The organism is Companilactobacillus furfuricola (genome assembly GCF_003946325.1).
Lineage (GTDB): Bacteria > Bacillota > Bacilli > Lactobacillales > Lactobacillaceae > Companilactobacillus > Companilactobacillus furfuricola.
Map to the genome: position 1 here is coordinate 1 of NZ_RHNT01000051.1, position 16,145 is coordinate 16,145.

The window sequence follows — 16,145 nt, forward strand, 5'->3', positions numbered from 1 at the left end:
TGGTTCGATTCCACTGATCCTCATTGGATATACATACCGGGAGTGTATCCATCCCTTATTCATAGAATCCTCCTCGGCGGGATGTATCCAGTGGTGTGGATATACTATACGCTAGCAAGTATGCAGGTTCGATTCCACATCTGACTATATCCCCCCCTGTACTTATTAAGTACATTGTTTTAATTAAGACCCCCACACCTTAATAACCCTGGTGTCGGTGGTCTATTTTTATACCCTCATCTAACAAATAGTACCCACCCTAATAAATAAGACCTACCATACTATTTAATATACCCATCTATGAAAGGACCACTATCAATGACACTTAGAGCTGATAGGATTGGACAACATCGAGTTGCCTTTGAAAAGAATAAGAAGATCATACTCAAAACACAATCGGTCTGTGGCATCTGTGGCAGACCGGTAGACAAACGTTTAAAGTATCCTGATCCAATGAGTGCTGTTATTGATCACATCATTCCAATAAATAAAGGTGGACATCCAAGTGACATGGACAACCTACAGCTCGCTCATTGGAGTTGTAACAGACAGAAGTCAGACAAGTTATTTAAAAATAAAGAAAATAAAAGTGTTGATGTAAAAACTATTGGTAATAGAAATTTACCTCAATCATTAGATTGGTCTAAATACCGTTCATAAGCTGTTTGAAACAATTTAATGATTCTGATTGAGCCAAGATTTTAAAGGGGGCATGAGACCCCCTGACGGCTCACAGCCGAGCTTCACGCCGTCACTGTACATTTTTTCTCATAAATTTTAAAGGAGTTGATATATATTGGCATATAAAGGCATTGAGTATCTTAGAAATAAGCTGTCACATAAGCGTTTTAGAGTGAATATGCGATATGAGCAATATGCAATGAAACACTATGAAAATGAACCAGGTATTACTATTCCACCGGAAATTAGAAATCAATATCGTTCAATTTTGGGATGGTGTGCTAAAGGTGTGGATAGTTTGGCCGATCGTTTGGTATTCCGTGATTTTGATAATGATGATTTTGAAGTAAATGAAATTTTTAATGCTAATAATCCCGATGTATTTTTTGATTCTGCAGTTTTATCGGCGCTGATTGGTTCGTGTTCATTCGTTTATATTTCAAAAGCGGAAGATCGGATACGATTGCAAGTTATTGAGGCAAGTAATGCAACTGGAATTATTGACCCAATCACTGGATTGCTAACCGAAGGGTATGCGGTTTTGAAACGCGATGATTATGGTAATCCGATTAGTGAAGCATACTTTTTACCACAATTAACCACATTTATTGATGGAAAAACAGTAACCAATATCACTAATCCAACTAATCATCCGTTATTAGTACCAATAATTCATAGACCAGATGCCGTTAGACCTTTTGGACGTTCTAGAATTACTAGATCAGGAATGTATTACCAAAAATACGCTAAACGTACTTTGGAACGTGCAGATATTACTGCAGAATTTTATTCGTTCCCTCAAAAATATGTTGTCGGGTTGAGTAATGAAGCTGAACCAATGGATTCATGGAAAGCGGCTATTTCTTCAATGCTTCAATTTACTAAAGATGATGATGGTGATAGTCCTAAACTTGGACAATTCACAACATCATCAATGACACCATTTACTGAACAGCTTAAAACTGCAGCTGCTGGTTTTGCTGGTGAAATGGGATTGACAATTGATGATTTGGGATTTATATCAGAAAATCCATCAAGTGTTGAAGCCATTAAGGCAAGTCATGAGAACTTAAGGTTAGCTGGACGAAAGGCACAACGTTCATTTGGTTCAGGTTTATTGAACGTTGCATACCTAGGTGCATGTTTAAGAGATGATTATCAATATGAACGTTCACAATTCATGAATACAGTACCTAGATGGAATCCGCTGTTCGAAGCAGATGCCAATATGCTTTCAATTATTGGTGATGGTGCTATTAAATTGAATCAAGCTATTCCGGGGTTCATAGATAAAGAAACTGTTCGTGAGATTACTGGGGTAAAGGGCTCTGATCAGGAACCACCAATTGAAACAGGTGATAAGAATGGATAAAGATATTATTCCTGAACTTTTAAAATCTATTGATGAGAAATTTAAAAATGATAATGCTAAAAGTGCAGTTATTAAATCGGTTGTTAAGAAATTAAAATCTGGCATGGCAACTTATGAAGATGTGAATAAATTAGCGATTGAGATCGGTACTAATTCATCAAAAGCAATCAATGAATTTGTTACTGCTGATGTTTTACCGGACGGAAAAATGTACTTTAATATTTCGGACCGTTTGATGAATCACACTTTAAAAAATAATTATGATGTCGTTTCTGGCTATGCTGAAGATGTTCAAAAACAATTGAATGAAAAAGCAAACTTGCACTTAAAGGCGCAAATCCCTAACTTTAATCAAGAAAAGGTTAAAGGAATTGTTGAACGACTTACTAATGCTGAAAAATTTGATGATATCAATTGGATTTTAAATGAACCACTTGTAACTTTTACTCAATCGATAGTTGATGATTCAATTCAAAAAAATGTTGAGTTTCAATCTAAAACGGGGCTGAAGCCGAAAATTACAAGAAGATTAATCGGTAACGCTTGCGATTGGTGCAAAAATTTAGCTGGTACTTACTCTTATAAAGAAGCACCTAATGATATCTACCGCAGGCATGAGCGTTGTCGCTGTATTGTGAGCTATGATCCCGGTGACGGAAGGAAACAAAACGTTTGGACTAAAGAATGGGTTGATCCAAAAAAAATCGAAGCAATAGAGAAACGTAAAACATTAAACTTGAAGAAAAAATAAAATTTGACCTAAGCATGTCTCTAAACTGCGGTGATTGAAGGAGGATAACTATGACTACTGAAGTAAAACTTGGTAATCAACATCCTACTCAATCGGTAATACTTCCATTTACTAAATCTGTATATCAAACTGCAATTGAAAACTATGAAAAGTCGGGACGTACTGCTCAAGAATGGCAAGTTGAATTAGCAAAAGATTTGTTTGCGGTCAATGATGATGGTCTTTGGGTTCATACAAAGTTTGGATATTCTATCCCACGTCGTAATGGTAAAACCGAATTGATCGTTATCCGTGAAATTCAAGGACTTTTAAACGGGGAACAGATTCTTCATACAGCGCATAGAACCACAACCTCACATTCATCCTGGGAGCGAGTTTTAAAATTGCTTGATAATGCTGGTATTAAATATAGGTCATTAAAAGCGACAGGACGTGAAAGAGTTGCTTTACCTGATACCGGTGGACGTATTGAGTTTAGAACTCGTACCTCAACAGGTGGACTTGGTGAAGGTTTTGACTTACTAGTAATTGATGAAGCTCAAGAATATACGACTGATCAAGAATCAGCATTGAAATATGTTGTTACCGATTCAGACAACCCACAAACAATTTTATGTGGAACACCGCCAACGCCTTTATCTTCAGGTACTGTATTTGTTGGCTTTAGAAATGCTGTTTTAGAAGGCAAAGTTGAAAACGCTGGCTGGGCAGAATGGTCAGTTGAAGATCAATCAAATATTCGGGATCGTGAACTTTGGTATAAGACTAACCCATCACTAGGGACAATCTTCACTGAACGATCAGTTCAAGATGAGATTGGTTCTGATGAGATTGACTTTAATATTCAGCGACTGGGTCTTTGGATTAAATATAATCAAAAATCCGCTATATCAGAAAACGAGTGGAATGAATTGAAGGTTCATTCTTTGCCGATTTTAAAAGGTCCTTTATATGTTGGAATTAAATACGGCAATGATGGTTCCAATGTTGCGATGAGTATTGCAGTTCACACTCTTTCAGGAAAGATTTTCATTGAAACCATTGATTGCCAAAGCGTTCGAAACGGTAATAATTGGATCATTAATTTTTTGCGAACTGCAGATATAAAAAAAGTTGTGATTGATGGTGCTAGTGGTCAAAATATCCTGGCTGCAGAAATGAAAGACTTTAGATTGAAGCCACCAATATTGCCGACGGTTAGGGAAGTAATTAATGCGAATTCAATGTGGGAACAAGGTATTTATCAGCAATCGATTTGTCATAGTAATCAACCATCATTAAAAGTGGTAGTGACTAACTCAGAAAAACGCAATATCGGTTCAAGTGGTGGTTTTGGTTACAAGTCGCAATTTGATGATATGGATATTAGTTTAATGGATAGTGCTTTACTAGCACACTGGGCTTGCGCTATTGATAAGCCCAAACAAAAACAACAGGTACGATACTAGACGTTTATTAATACGTCTATTTTTATACCAAAATTACCGATACCACCGGGTAAGTGGGAGAAAGGATTTTAAATTATGGCTTTTAAAGCAATTGAAACACAAGAAGATTTTGATAAGGCAGTTTCAGAACGTATCAATAGAGAGAAAGATACTTTGAATAAGAAATATGCTGATTATGACGATTTGAAGAAACAAGTATCAACACTGACAAGTGAGAACACCTCACTAAAATCAACTATTAGTGCTAACAAGGAAAAATATTCTGATTATGATAAGAATATTGATAATTTGAATTCAAAGATTAAAGGTTTTGAAACAGAAAAACTTAGAACAAAGGTCGCTTTAGATAACGGTCTTCCATATGATTTAGCAGATCGTTTGGTTGGTGACAGTGAAGAAGATTTAACGAAAGACGCTCAAAGATTAGCTGGTTTTGTTAAACCAAGTGATCCAGTACCACCGTTAAAAGCAACTGAACCAAATACAGGTTCAGATGAAAATAATGCTTATAAAAATATGATTAATAATCTAGGAATCGAAGGAGAATAAAAATATGACAACATCAAAGGGAAACTTATTTGAACCAACATTAGTAACAGATTTGATTGATAAAGTTAAGGGGAGAAGTTCACTTGCACTTTTATCAGGTCAAAAGCCAATTCCATTTAATGGTCAAAAAGAATTCACATTTACGATGGATAATGATATTGATATCGTTGCCGAAAATGGTAAGAAAACAGAAGGCGGGGCATCACTTGCACCAGTAACGATTGTTCCACTCAAGGTTGAATATGGCGCACGTGTTTCTGATGAATTTATGTATGCTACAGAGGAAGAAAAAATTGATATTCTAAAATCATTTAATGATGGTTATGCTAAGAAATTAGCCCGTGGTTTGGATTTGATGGTATTTCATGGAATTAATCCACGTACTAAAGAGGCATCTACAATTATTGGTGATAATTCTTTAGATAAAAAAGTTACTCAAACTGTTGAGTTTGATGAAAAGGATCCTGATAAGAATATTGAAGATGCCGTTAAACTGATTCAGGGATCAGATAATCTAATTACAGGTATGGCAATTGATTCACAATTTTCATCTGCATTAGCTCAAATGCGTGACGGAAATAATAATCGCCTATTCCCAACACTTGCTTGGGGTGCAAATCCTGGTTCAATCAATGGTTTACAAACAGATATTAACAACACTGTTTCGGCAGGTTCAGACGATTATGCTATTCTTGGAGATTTCACAAATATGTTCCAATGGGGCTTTTCAAAACAAATTCCAATGGATGTAATTCAATACGGTGATCCTGATAATTCAGGTAAAGATTTGAAAGGATATAACCAAGTTTATCTACGTTCTGAAACTTACTTAGGCTGGGGAATCATGGACGGTGCTAGTTTTGCTCGTGTAATCAAACTAACTACGGAGGGATAACATGAAATATCAGAACATTAAAACTCAAGTGATTATTGATGTTGATTCAAAAATTAGTGGTAGTAATTGGATAGAAGTAGGAAAACCCACGAAAATCCCGCCAAAGATTAAATCAAAGCAACCTGAAAATACTCCGGTCAATGACACTGAAGCTGATAATGTGCCGAATAATATTACAAAGGATCAGATTATGAAAGAGCTTGATGCTTTTGGAATTAAATACAATGTTAGTGACAAGAAACAGGTTCTTTATGATTTGATGATGAAAGGTAAGTAACGATGGATTCATTCGCAACTATTGATGACTTAGAAAAAATGTGGCGTAAACTTCAACCTGATGAAATTGAGCGTGCTAAAAAATTGCTATCTGTGGTTTCTGATTCATTACGTGAAGCTGCAATCAAGGTTGGTAAAAATTTAGATCAGATGGTTGATGAGCGTTTGTCTTATGCAACGGTGGTTAAGTCTGTAACAGTTGATGTTGTGGCACGCACTCTAATGACATCTACGAGCCAAGAACCAATGACACAGGCTAGTGAAGCCGCTATGGGATATTTATGGTCAGGTTCATATTTAGTTCCTGGCGGTGGTTTATTCATTAAGAATTCCGAATTAACCAGATTGGGTTTAAGACGTCAAAGATACGGGGTGATGGAACCTTATGACACAAATTAAAGGAATTGCCGTTATTTTAATGGATAAAGTTGAAGATGGCACTGACGGATTTGGAAAACTCCTTTTTAAGGAAAAACCAATTGAAATTCAGAATGTCTTAGTTAGTCCTACATCAACTGATGATGTTACTAACGAATTGAATTTGACCGGTAAGAAGGCTGTTTATGATTTAGCAATTCCTAAAGGTGATACTCATGATTGGATCGATAAAAAGGTTCAATTCTTTGGAAAAACATGGCGAACAATTGGAGTTCCACTTGAAGGAATTGAAGATATGATTCCGCTTGACTGGAACAAGAAAGTGACAGTGGAATATTATGGCTAAGAATAAATTTGTACTTAATACTTCTGGTGTAGGACAACTATTAAAATCATCCAAAATGCAAAAAATTTTGGAAGAAAAAGCTACTTCAATTAGAAAATCAGCTGGTGATGGATATGCACAAGATACTTATGTTGGGAAAAATCGTGTAAATGCTAGTGTCTATGCTGATAGTTATAAGGCTAGAAAAGATAATTCAAAAAATAATACGCTACTAAAGGCGGTGCATTAATGATTGAAGAAATAATTAAAAATTATTTGGACGGTCATTTTACAGAACCGTCTTTTTTAGAAAGACCAGAGAACCCCCCCGAGCGCTATATTATTTTTGAAAAAACAGGCGGGTCAGAGACTAATCATATTGATTCTGCAACAATTGCATTTCAATGTTATGCAGAAAGCCTTTATGAAGCGGCTAAGTTAAATGTAAAACTTAAAGCATGTTTAAATGAAATGATTTATTTCACAGATATCAGTAAAGCTAAATTGAATTCAGATTATAACTTTACGGACCCAGAAACAAAAGAATATCGCTATCAAGCGATTTATGATTTTAAATATTAGGAGGACGAATAATGTCAGATACACAAAATGTTTCAACTGCTAAACCAAAAGTTGGTGGTGCTGCATATACGGCACCTTTAAATACTGCACTTCCAACAGATGCTATTAAAGATTTGACTGATGATTTTAAACCATTAGGTTATATTTCAGAAGATGGACTAACAAATACAAATAGCCCTGATTCTGATTCAATCAAGGCTTGGGGTGGTGATACCGTCTCTGTCGTTCAGAAGGGTAAGGAAGATACATTTCAATACACTCTAATCGAATCAATGAATATTGATGTTTTAAAAGAGGTATATGGAGAAAAGAACGTTACTGGGGATTTAGAGACAGGAATTAAAATTAATGCCAATTCAGATGAATATGAGCCACATATTTTAGTCTTTGACATGATTCTAAAAGGTGGAGTATTAAAACGTATTGTTATTCCTAATGGTACGATTTCTGAAATTGGGGATATTACATATGGAGATGAAGACGCTGTTGGATTTGAAACAACGTTTACTGCCTCACCAGATAAAGTTGGAAATAATCATTACGAATATATCAATAAACCAGAAACACAATTATAAGATAAGGGAGAGTAATTAATATGATGAAGGGTAAGACTAAATCAGGGTTTAATTATTTAATTCCTGAAAAAAGGTTAGATAATTATGAGTTATTAGAAGCCATCAGTGATATTGAAACTAATCCACTAATTATGCCAAAAGTTTTAAAACTTCTATTTGGTGAAGAACAAACCGAGAAACTAAAGAAACATTTGGCAGACAAAGAAGGGTTGGTTTCTATGGAAAAAATGACCGCTGAAATTCAAGAAATCTTTGAAAACCAAACTCAAGTAAAAAACTCTTAATCCTTGCCTATATGTTGAAATTTGATAAGGATGCACTTTTGTGTGACTTAGCAGAGACATATCAAATATATGACTTTAAACAGTTACCTTTAACCAAGGTAGCTGTTTTTTCTTTAGGTTTAAAAGATGATTCGAGAATCAAAATGAAATTAAGAAATCAAAAGTTGAACTTAGAAGAAATGCTTATGGTGTCTATTGCGGACAGCTTGAAATTACTTCTTTGGTCCAAAACTAAGGATGCTCAAAAAAATAGAAATAGACCAGTTCTTTGGTCATCACTATTTGAAAAACCTAAAGAGAAAAAAGAAGCCATATTTAGTTCAGGCAAGGATTTTGCAAAAGAGCGTAAAAAGTTATTGATGAAAGGAGGAAATAATTAATGGCAACTGAATTAGGAAAAGCATATGTTCAAATTATTCCATCAGCTAAGGGCATTCGTGGCGCATTAAAAGGTCAATTAGATCCAGAAACAGCAGCCGCTGGTTCAAGTGCAGGTAAATCGTTGAGTAGTAAATTGATATCAGTTGTGAAAGGCGCAATTGTTACAGCTGGTATTGGTAAGGCTATTGGTGCATCTATTAGTGAAGGTGCCAAGCTACAACAATCACTTGGTGGTGTAGAAACACTATTTAAAAAATCAGCTGGTAAGGTAAAGAAATATGCTGCACAAGCCTATAAAACTGCGGGTATGTCTGCTAATGACTATATGGAAAATGTAACTAGCTTTTCAGCCAGTCTATTGCAATCATTAGGTGGTAATACTGGCAAAGCAGCTAAGGTAGCTAATATGGCTATGATTGATATGAGCGATAACGCCAATAAGTTTGGCAGTAATATGGGCGATATTCAGAATGCGTATCAAGGTTTTGCTAAGCAAAATTACACTATGCTTGATAACTTGAAACTTGGTTATGGTGGTACTAAGGAAGAAATGGAACGACTTCTTAAAGATGCTACTAAGTTGACTGGTAAGAAGTACGATATTAGTAATCTTTCAGATGTTTATAATGCGATTCATGCAATTCAAGGCAAACTTGATATTACTGGTACAACTGCTGAAGAAGCTGCTAGTACATTTAGTGGATCTTTTGATTCTATGAAAGCCGCAGCAAAAAACTTTTTGGGTAATATCGCATTAGGTAGAGATATCAAGCCATCGCTAAAGGCATTGGCAAAAACTACATCTAACTTTATATTCAATAACTTTATTCCAATGATCGGTAATATTCTTAAAGCGTTACCTGGTGCATTGGTTACATTTATTGAAACTGCTATCCCGTTAATTAAATCGGGAGTCAACAATATGTTTGATAAAGCCTTTAGCGGGTCTTTTGATTTTACTAAATACTTGAAACCAGCATTGGCTGTTTTAGGAACATTCAGTGTACCTGCTGGTTTGAAGTTACTTGGTAGAGTTTTTAGTAAATTAGGTTTTGTGGTTAAACCATTGTCTGGTATTTTTACTGGTTTCGGTTCAGCGCTAAAACCAATCGGTGGAATATTTACTGGATTAGGTGGAATCGTTAAAACTGTTGCAAGCAATTTTTCATCGTTTGCCACATCAATATTAAAAGTCGGTGCTGGTGTTGGGATTGCAACCACAGGTTTAGCAGCACTCACTTTTGCTATGACCGGACTTGCCAAAACTGGTACTGATGGTATTCTGGCAATGTCTACATTTGGAATTACTCTTGGAGGATTGGTCGCAGCGTTTGCTTTAGCGGCACCAGCTTTTACCGCCGGCGCTTCAGGGATGACTGCATTCGGTACTGCGGTTCTTTCGGCTGGTATTGGTATCGGTGTAGCCTCTGCTGGAATTGCAGCATTGATATCAAGTTTTGCATTGTTGAATTCATCGTTTGTTCAATTAACGACTGTATCAAGCCAGTTACTTCCGATGTTTACTAATTTGGGCTTGGGATTAAGTGCTATGATGACAAGTTTTCTAACTTCAGTCATTACTAACGCCCCTTTAATTATTCAATCGTTTGTAGTTATGGGATCCGGTATTTTGACGGCGATTAATACTTTAATGCCACAATTAATTGATACTGGTATGAATATGATCATGTCGTTATTAAATGGTATTAATGATAATATTTCTAAGATCATAGCTGTGTCGATTGATATTATGGTTAAATTCATTGGTGGGCTTGCAAAAGGTTTACCACAGATTCTAGCTAAGGGTACTGAATTCATAGTTAATCTATTTAATGGTATTACTGAAAATTTACCTAAAATTATTGCTGCAGCTGTAAATGTCATTGTGACATTTGTTGATGGAATCGCCGATAACCTAGGGAAAATCGTTGAAGCAGCGTTGAATTTAATAATTAAATTTGCTAATGCCATTATTGATAATCAAAAAAAGATGGCAGACGCTGCTACTAAAATAATTCAAGCATTTGTCACATCAGTAGGTACGGCAATGAGAACAATTATTGATTCTGGTGGTAAATTAATTGGCTGGTTCGTTGATGGATTACTTGGTAGAAAAAAAGATTCAAGATCCGCTGGTAAGAGTAATGCCAAAGCTGTTAAAGATGGAGCTAAAGCAAATTTACGTGCTAACGGTCGCGCAATAATGAAAAGTTTTCTTGGTGGATTACGTTCAAAATGGGACAGTGTTAAAAAGTTCGTCTCTGGTATTGGTCCATGGATTGGGAAACATAAAGGTCCAATTAGTTATGATAAAAAGTTACTTATTCCAGCCGGACAAGCTATTATGGGTGGTTTGAATAACGGACTATCTGAAGCATTTAAAGATGTTAAATCAAATGTTAATTCAATGGCTGGTTTTATTAGTGATGAAATGGATTCATCAATAGGATCCTTTGGTTTAAACCAAGGTCAGATTAGTAAGGTGACAAGTGTTGATTTTAACCAGGCTCAATCTGCTAATGATTCTGAATCTACTATTGTTAGTCAATTGAATGACATGATGACACTTCTATCAAAAGACCCACAATATCAAGTAGTTTTGGATTCTGGAACTTTAGCGGGTGAATTAACTCCTAAGGTAGACAGTCAACTAGCGACAAATTGGCAAAAAAATGATAATCGGATTGGTAGGTGATTAGTTGATTGATAGATACTTTACGTTCAATGATAGAAGTTCCAAAGATTTTAATTTGTTGATCCAGAACGATTTTGAAGTTGAAGCTGGTGATGCAGATGTTAGTTATACCTCAGTACCTGGTCGGAATCTGGATATTGTTAATACGAATAATCGTTATAAGAATGGCACTCTAACTTATGAATGTTATATTGATATTCGCTGGTTTAATGATTCTTTCTATAATAATTTATCGGATCTGAGACGTGATCTAATTACCTGGTTAAATATTGATGAAAACTTTGAAGGTTATTCAAGATTACAGGATAACTTGGATGAGAATTACTATTATTTGGCTAGGTTAGCTAAAGCACCAGTAATGTCATATGTCACATCTAAATGTGCAACTATTACATTTAAATTCAATGTTGGACCATTTAAATATAGAATGGATTCTAATGAATATTATAAAGTTAAATCGGGTCAAAGTGTATTTAATCCTGAACCAGTAAATAGCTACCCCATTCTCAAAATTGAGGGCGCTGGAGCGATTAATTTAACTATCAATGGAATTATATATAAACTCACAGAGATTGGTAAAACGGCTTATATTGACTGTGAGAGACGTCGTATTTATGATGATAATGGTCTAAAAAATAATATTGGTATGTTTCCTAATTATCAGTATCCAATTTTAAAATACGGCGAAAATAAAATCAGTTGGGATAATGCCAATGTTGACGTTTCAATTAAATTTAATTGGAGGACTTACATATGATGAAATACATGGAATATCCGGTTTTATTTGATAAATCTACTGATGACTTTACGACTCAGGGAATTGGAGTTTTAACGGATTGTATTAAAGTAGAAGTTACTAATGAGTTCAATGAGTTACCGGAGTTATCATTAACGTATTTGTCTACCGGTGATATAGCTGGTGAACTTAAAAAGGGACGGATCATTGTTGCGGATGCTGGTGAAAATTATTTAAAGCAACGTTTTAGAATTGATGATGTGAAAAAATCAATTGATAACAAGATTGAGGTAACGGCTACACATATCCTTAATGATTTAAATTACAATACATTAAAGCAGAACATTAATGCCTCGGCAGTAACTCCGGTTGCTGCTTTTAATTTGCTAAAAAGTAGTTTAGAGCAACCTGAACCTTCATTAGTAATGAAATCTAATATTACGACATCCACTAATATTGATTGGCCGATGACAGTTATTACGGACGCAAAAAAAGCCCTTGGTGGTGCCAAAGGCTCGTTATTACAGATGTTTAAAGGTGAGTATTTATTTGATAATAATACAATCAATTACCAATCTAAGATTGGTAAGAAGACCGGGAAAGTTATTCAATATGGTAAAGATTTAATTCAGGTTCGGCAGGAAGAAAACATTTCAGAAACCTATTCAGCAATTAAACCATTTACTAAAACTGGTTATGGTGATGATGAAAAAATAGTCTATCTACCTGAACGAATTATTAAAATTAATGCTGATAAATTTGAAAAATTAAGAATTCAAACTAAAGATTTTTCACAAGATAAAATTAAAACAGTTGATCAGTTACGAGCTCGAACGAATAAATACATTTCTGATAATAAAATTGGTATTCCCAAAGTTACTTTGAATTTTGAAATGGAAGATATCAAAGATGATTTAGGTTTTGTTGATGAACTAAGTATGGGCGATGAGGTAACTGTTTACTTCGCTAATCTCAATATAGATACAACAGCTAGAGTGATCAAGACCGTTTGGGATGGATTACTTAACAGATATAAGACTGTATCAATTGGAGATAAACCAACAACTACATCTGATTATCAAACAGAACAAAATAACCATATTAATAGTATTAATAAGAATGTTGAAGAAACAAAAAAAGATGTTTCGGATTTAAAAGATAGTGATAAAGATCAACAACAGTTAATGGATGAGTTAAAGAAGAAGGTTAATGATACTAAGGATGACATGTTAAGTTATATCAACGGTAGTGGTCGTGATGTAATGAGGTTCCTTCCTGATAGAGAAAACCCCACTGATATTGTTGCTAGTGAATCGGGGGGTAACTATGGAATGCGTTGGAATTCTAAGGGTATTTACTATGATGGAAAAGGGACAGTAGCAATTGATAATCGTGGAAACGTATATGCCGATAAATTTGTTGGTCAATCAATGACAGGTATTTATATCGATGGTGGTGAAATTCATGGTGTAAGTATTACTGGTGATACCGGTCTTGCTTTAAGTTCTGGATCAACCAAAACATCAGTCACTAGCTATGGTATTTCAACACCTAATATTACTGTTCATGATATTGATGGCATTCATGGAATGGCAACTGAAGCTGGTGGTTATATCTGGGTAGATGGTGCTAAATTAACAGGTACAAGTGATGGAAATTTATTAATCAATGGCAGAAAGGTGCTAACAGAATAATGAGTTCAAATGTAGATGCAAACGAAGTGATTAAAGATATATCCGAAAAGCTGGCTAATATGCAGGTTGAGAATTCTATTTTGTTTATCAAAAATAAACATCTCAAAGAAGAAAATGAAAAATTGAAAAAGGAGCAAAAATAATTGGCAAATATTTATATCAAAACCAACGAGGTTGGAGCCGTCGCTGATTATCTTAAATCAGATGGCGATTCCAAATATAGTTTCAAGCTGTTTAATGATTTTAAGCCAGATGAAACCATTATCGAACAAGGATATACATATGTTCATTTAATTGATTTGGAATATCCATTATTTGAAAAGTTGCATGATTACTATACATATTTTGATGGTCAACTTCATAGACCTTTTAATTTTGATAGAAGTTTAATTAATAATATTTTGAATGGAGGTAATTAAATGAGTTTACCAAAAATTGTTTTAGATACAGACAAGACAACTCCAATCTACGAGTTACCTTTAAAGATTCGTCAAGGCGACAAAGGTGATGTATTAACTGTATTACTTGGAAAGTCTTTTGTGACCTATCCAGATTTAACGAATATTGACGTTACTTTGATTGCTGAAAGAAGCGACCAAACTTTAATTAAAGCAGCTGCATCATCTAAAGCAGGTAATACTTTTAGCGTGGATTTACCAGACGCAATGTATGTTAAACCTGGTGTATTTAGACGTGTCTACTTTAAGATTGGTGATGATTCTACTTCGGATATCAAGATTGAAGTTTTAAGTGGCACTGGTTCAAGTTCAGCTAATGGAAATTATATTCAAGACTTTGAAGACCTTTTGAATCAAGCTATGAGTTATGTTTATGCTTTAAATTCATTAGCTGGCACATATGATGCTGTCATTGATAAAAAAGTAGTTGAGTTAACTGATAAGATGACTAAGTTTGTTGCTAAGGCTCAAGATGATAAAGAAGCAATTGAACAGGCGTATGACAATAGCAGAATCCAAGCAGAGACTGATGCTAAGAATCAACGTGACGATTTTAATAGTAAATTCAATACGTTGATGGATAATGACAAGTCAAAGTTCAAAACAATTACTGATAATTTCAACAAAGTTATTTCTGATGGTAAGAAACAAAATAAAACTAATCAAGCGGACTTTGATACTGCTGAATCAAAACGTGAAAATGATTTTACTAGCCAAAGTGCAGACTTTGAAAAACGATATGTTGCTCAAGGTTCAGATTTTGAAGATAGATTCAAAAAGTTTATTTCAACTCTACAATCTGATTATGACAGCTTTAAGAAATTATTAACTAATGATGTAGCTGATTTAAATAAGAAGTTAACTGATTTAGGAAAAGATACTACGGCATTACAAATACAAGCAGATAAAATTAGTGGCCAACTTGATACGGTTGATTTAACTCAAATGGTGACCAATAAAAATGATATTACTAAATTAAGAACCGATGTGGACTCCAATAGTGCTAATTTTGATAATTATTATGACAAAACCACTACAAATAAAAAATTAGAAAATTACAACACCAAAGATGAAGTAGCAAAATTCAAAAATGATTTACAAAAATATGCCGATCAAAAGATTGCCGATTTAATTAACGGAGCGCCTCAAGATATGGACACTCTTAAAGAGCTATCGGATTTGATGAAATCAAATAAAACCGCTATGGAAACACTCAACGAGGCTATTGGGAAAAAGGTCAACAAGAAAGACTTAACAACAACTTTGAATGGGTTTGAGAAGACTGCTCTAATGATGACATCAGCGGAGTACGAAGCCGCAAAAACCGCGGGGACGTTGGAAGATAGATTTTATATTATTACAGATTAGGAGTGATTTAAATGGACTTAAAATTTGGAGGTAGTGACGTGAAGAGTTTGATGTATAAAGATAAAGATGTATCTGGTAGTCAAATGTTGGAGAGTGGAACTATTCTTTTACTTTTAGATAAAAACATAAACTGGGCTAAGAGAATATTGGGTTTATCTTTTACGCAGCTTAAATCTGGCTATTCAATTACTTGTAAAGCGTTTGGAGTTGAAAAAGATTGGAAAAACGTCTCTCAAATACGCGTGGAGGCAATTAATATAAACGGTTATGTTGCACATGGTCTTATTGATATCTCAGAGTTAAAAAATGGTCCATGCTATATTGCTTATGGAGATTTCGCTGTAACACTTGAAGGAAATGAATTGACTTTCACAAGCAAGGGAAAATACGCCTACGAATCAATTCTTGTAGAAGCATACAATGAGTAAAAGTGAGGAGATGATTATTTATGAGGAAGCTATATCTTAGCAACGGCGATAAAAAGTTTAAATTTGCCGATACCACTACTGAAATACATTTGGCCACTCATTGATTCTGTAGAATTCTACTAAAGAAGGTGACAACATGAAATACGTGCGAGAGAACAGGTTCTGGACTATCACAGGATTGGAGACTTTTATCCTAGGAATGTTATTCGGGTTAGAAAATAATTTTATTGATCAATCCCCGCACATGCCCGTATTCGTCAAAGTCGTGG

The 16,145-nt window shown here is 34.8% G+C and carries 21 protein-coding genes; all 21 read left to right on the top strand.

Features of this window, described 5'->3' with window-relative positions:
- The first annotated feature begins 300 nt into the window (after positions 1-300).
- The gene (locus EKM78_RS10345; protein WP_425453549.1) at positions 301-660 is read left to right on the top strand and encodes an HNH endonuclease; all 360 of its coding nucleotides are present in this window, start codon (positions 301-303) and stop codon (positions 658-660) included.
- Positions 661-859: 199 nt separating this feature from the next.
- Positions 860-2,053 carry a hypothetical protein gene (locus tag EKM78_RS10350; RefSeq protein WP_425453550.1) on the top strand — a complete coding sequence of 398 codons (1,194 nt, stop codon included), beginning with the start codon at positions 860-862 and terminating at the stop codon, positions 2,051-2,053.
- Positions 2,046-2,804 carry a hypothetical protein gene (locus tag EKM78_RS10355; protein ID WP_125771980.1) on the top strand — a complete coding sequence of 253 codons (759 nt, stop codon included), beginning with the start codon at positions 2,046-2,048 and terminating at the stop codon, positions 2,802-2,804. Before EKM78_RS10350 ends, EKM78_RS10355 begins: the two co-directional genes overlap by 8 nt.
- 50 nt (positions 2,805-2,854) lie before the next feature.
- Positions 2,855-4,252, top strand: a complete 1,398-nt coding sequence (locus EKM78_RS10360) for a terminase (RefSeq protein ID WP_125771982.1) — start codon at positions 2,855-2,857, stop codon at positions 4,250-4,252.
- Between the two features lie 75 nt (positions 4,253-4,327).
- Positions 4,328-4,801 (top strand): capsid assembly scaffolding protein Gp46 family protein, encoded by a 474-nt coding sequence (locus tag EKM78_RS10365; RefSeq protein ID WP_245995059.1) that lies wholly within the window; start codon positions 4,328-4,330, stop codon positions 4,799-4,801.
- Between the two features lie 4 nt (positions 4,802-4,805).
- Entirely contained in the window at positions 4,806-5,696 is an 891-nt protein-coding gene (locus EKM78_RS10370; protein WP_125771985.1) for a phage major capsid family protein, read from the top strand.
- A 1-nt stretch (position 5,697) separates the two neighbouring features.
- Positions 5,698-5,973 (top strand): hypothetical protein, encoded by a 276-nt coding sequence (locus EKM78_RS10375; RefSeq protein WP_125771987.1) that lies wholly within the window; start codon positions 5,698-5,700, stop codon positions 5,971-5,973.
- 2 nt (positions 5,974-5,975) lie between these two features.
- Positions 5,976-6,371 (top strand): phage Gp19/Gp15/Gp42 family protein, encoded by a 396-nt coding sequence (locus EKM78_RS10380; RefSeq protein ID WP_125771989.1) that lies wholly within the window; start codon positions 5,976-5,978, stop codon positions 6,369-6,371.
- A complete protein-coding gene (locus EKM78_RS10385) occupies positions 6,358-6,696 on the top strand; it encodes a hypothetical protein (RefSeq protein WP_125771991.1) in 339 nt (112 codons plus the stop codon). The genes EKM78_RS10380 and EKM78_RS10385 overlap by 14 nt, the downstream gene beginning before the upstream one ends.
- On the top strand, positions 6,689-6,925 hold the full coding sequence (locus EKM78_RS10390) for a hypothetical protein (protein ID WP_125771993.1): 237 nt from the start codon (positions 6,689-6,691) through the stop codon (positions 6,923-6,925). The genes EKM78_RS10385 and EKM78_RS10390 overlap by 8 nt, the downstream gene beginning before the upstream one ends.
- Positions 6,925-7,257 (top strand): hypothetical protein, encoded by a 333-nt coding sequence (locus EKM78_RS10395; RefSeq protein WP_125771995.1) that lies wholly within the window; start codon positions 6,925-6,927, stop codon positions 7,255-7,257. The genes EKM78_RS10390 and EKM78_RS10395 overlap by 1 nt, the downstream gene beginning before the upstream one ends.
- 11 nt (positions 7,258-7,268) lie before the next feature.
- Positions 7,269-7,832, top strand: a complete 564-nt coding sequence (locus tag EKM78_RS10400) for a phage tail tube protein (protein ID WP_125771997.1) — start codon at positions 7,269-7,271, stop codon at positions 7,830-7,832.
- A 20-nt stretch (positions 7,833-7,852) separates the two neighbouring features.
- Entirely contained in the window at positions 7,853-8,116 is a 264-nt protein-coding gene (locus EKM78_RS10405) for a hypothetical protein (RefSeq protein ID WP_125771999.1), read from the top strand.
- Between the two features lie 11 nt (positions 8,117-8,127).
- Positions 8,128-8,496: a DUF5361 domain-containing protein gene (locus EKM78_RS10410; protein WP_125772001.1), complete on the top strand. Its 369-nt coding sequence runs from the start codon at positions 8,128-8,130 to the stop codon at positions 8,494-8,496.
- The gene (locus EKM78_RS10415) at positions 8,496-11,192 is read left to right on the top strand and encodes a phage tail protein (protein ID WP_125772003.1); all 2,697 of its coding nucleotides are present in this window, start codon (positions 8,496-8,498) and stop codon (positions 11,190-11,192) included. The genes EKM78_RS10410 and EKM78_RS10415 overlap by 1 nt, the downstream gene beginning before the upstream one ends.
- Before the next feature lie 58 nt (positions 11,193-11,250).
- Positions 11,251-11,949, top strand: a complete 699-nt coding sequence (locus EKM78_RS10420) for a hypothetical protein (protein WP_211334363.1) — start codon at positions 11,251-11,253, stop codon at positions 11,947-11,949.
- Positions 11,946-13,622, top strand: a complete 1,677-nt coding sequence (locus tag EKM78_RS10425; RefSeq protein WP_125772007.1) for a phage tail spike protein — start codon at positions 11,946-11,948, stop codon at positions 13,620-13,622. The genes EKM78_RS10420 and EKM78_RS10425 overlap by 4 nt, the downstream gene beginning before the upstream one ends.
- Positions 13,622-13,765: a hypothetical protein gene (locus EKM78_RS12795; RefSeq protein ID WP_164507307.1), complete on the top strand. Its 144-nt coding sequence runs from the start codon at positions 13,622-13,624 to the stop codon at positions 13,763-13,765. Before EKM78_RS10425 ends, EKM78_RS12795 begins: the two co-directional genes overlap by 1 nt.
- Entirely contained in the window at positions 13,766-14,041 is a 276-nt protein-coding gene (locus EKM78_RS10430) for a hypothetical protein (protein WP_125772009.1), read from the top strand. It abuts the gene before it with no gap.
- Positions 14,042-15,448, top strand: a complete 1,407-nt coding sequence (locus EKM78_RS10435) for a hypothetical protein (RefSeq protein ID WP_125772011.1) — start codon at positions 14,042-14,044, stop codon at positions 15,446-15,448.
- A gap of 11 nt (positions 15,449-15,459) precedes the next feature.
- Entirely contained in the window at positions 15,460-15,876 is a 417-nt protein-coding gene (locus EKM78_RS10440) for a hypothetical protein (RefSeq protein ID WP_125772013.1), read from the top strand.
- Positions 15,877-16,145 lie beyond the last annotated feature (269 nt).

Coding starts and splice junctions, on each gene's coding strand:
- EKM78_RS10365 (WP_245995059.1), top strand. CDS start 4,328: ATGGCTTTTAAAGCAATTGAAACACAAGAAGATTTTGATAAGGCAGTT.
- EKM78_RS10425 (WP_125772007.1), top strand. CDS start 11,946: ATGATGAAATACATGGAATATCCGGTTTTATTTGATAAATCTACTGAT.
- EKM78_RS10370 (WP_125771985.1), top strand. CDS start 4,806: ATGACAACATCAAAGGGAAACTTATTTGAACCAACATTAGTAACAGAT.
- EKM78_RS10360 (WP_125771982.1), top strand. CDS start 2,855: ATGACTACTGAAGTAAAACTTGGTAATCAACATCCTACTCAATCGGTA.
- EKM78_RS10405 (WP_125771999.1), top strand. CDS start 7,853: ATGATGAAGGGTAAGACTAAATCAGGGTTTAATTATTTAATTCCTGAA.
- EKM78_RS10345 (WP_425453549.1), top strand. CDS start 301: ATGAAAGGACCACTATCAATGACACTTAGAGCTGATAGGATTGGACAA.
- EKM78_RS10355 (WP_125771980.1), top strand. CDS start 2,046: ATGGATAAAGATATTATTCCTGAACTTTTAAAATCTATTGATGAGAAA.
- EKM78_RS10395 (WP_125771995.1), top strand. CDS start 6,925: ATGATTGAAGAAATAATTAAAAATTATTTGGACGGTCATTTTACAGAA.
- EKM78_RS10400 (WP_125771997.1), top strand. CDS start 7,269: ATGTCAGATACACAAAATGTTTCAACTGCTAAACCAAAAGTTGGTGGT.
- EKM78_RS12795 (WP_164507307.1), top strand. CDS start 13,622: ATGAGTTCAAATGTAGATGCAAACGAAGTGATTAAAGATATATCCGAA.
- EKM78_RS10440 (WP_125772013.1), top strand. CDS start 15,460: ATGGACTTAAAATTTGGAGGTAGTGACGTGAAGAGTTTGATGTATAAA.
- EKM78_RS10380 (WP_125771989.1), top strand. CDS start 5,976: ATGGATTCATTCGCAACTATTGATGACTTAGAAAAAATGTGGCGTAAA.
- EKM78_RS10415 (WP_125772003.1), top strand. CDS start 8,496: ATGGCAACTGAATTAGGAAAAGCATATGTTCAAATTATTCCATCAGCT.
- EKM78_RS10390 (WP_125771993.1), top strand. CDS start 6,689: ATGGCTAAGAATAAATTTGTACTTAATACTTCTGGTGTAGGACAACTA.
- EKM78_RS10375 (WP_125771987.1), top strand. CDS start 5,698: ATGAAATATCAGAACATTAAAACTCAAGTGATTATTGATGTTGATTCA.
- EKM78_RS10410 (WP_125772001.1), top strand. CDS start 8,128: ATGTTGAAATTTGATAAGGATGCACTTTTGTGTGACTTAGCAGAGACA.
- EKM78_RS10350 (WP_425453550.1), top strand. CDS start 860: ATGCGATATGAGCAATATGCAATGAAACACTATGAAAATGAACCAGGT.
- EKM78_RS10385 (WP_125771991.1), top strand. CDS start 6,358: ATGACACAAATTAAAGGAATTGCCGTTATTTTAATGGATAAAGTTGAA.
- EKM78_RS10435 (WP_125772011.1), top strand. CDS start 14,042: ATGAGTTTACCAAAAATTGTTTTAGATACAGACAAGACAACTCCAATC.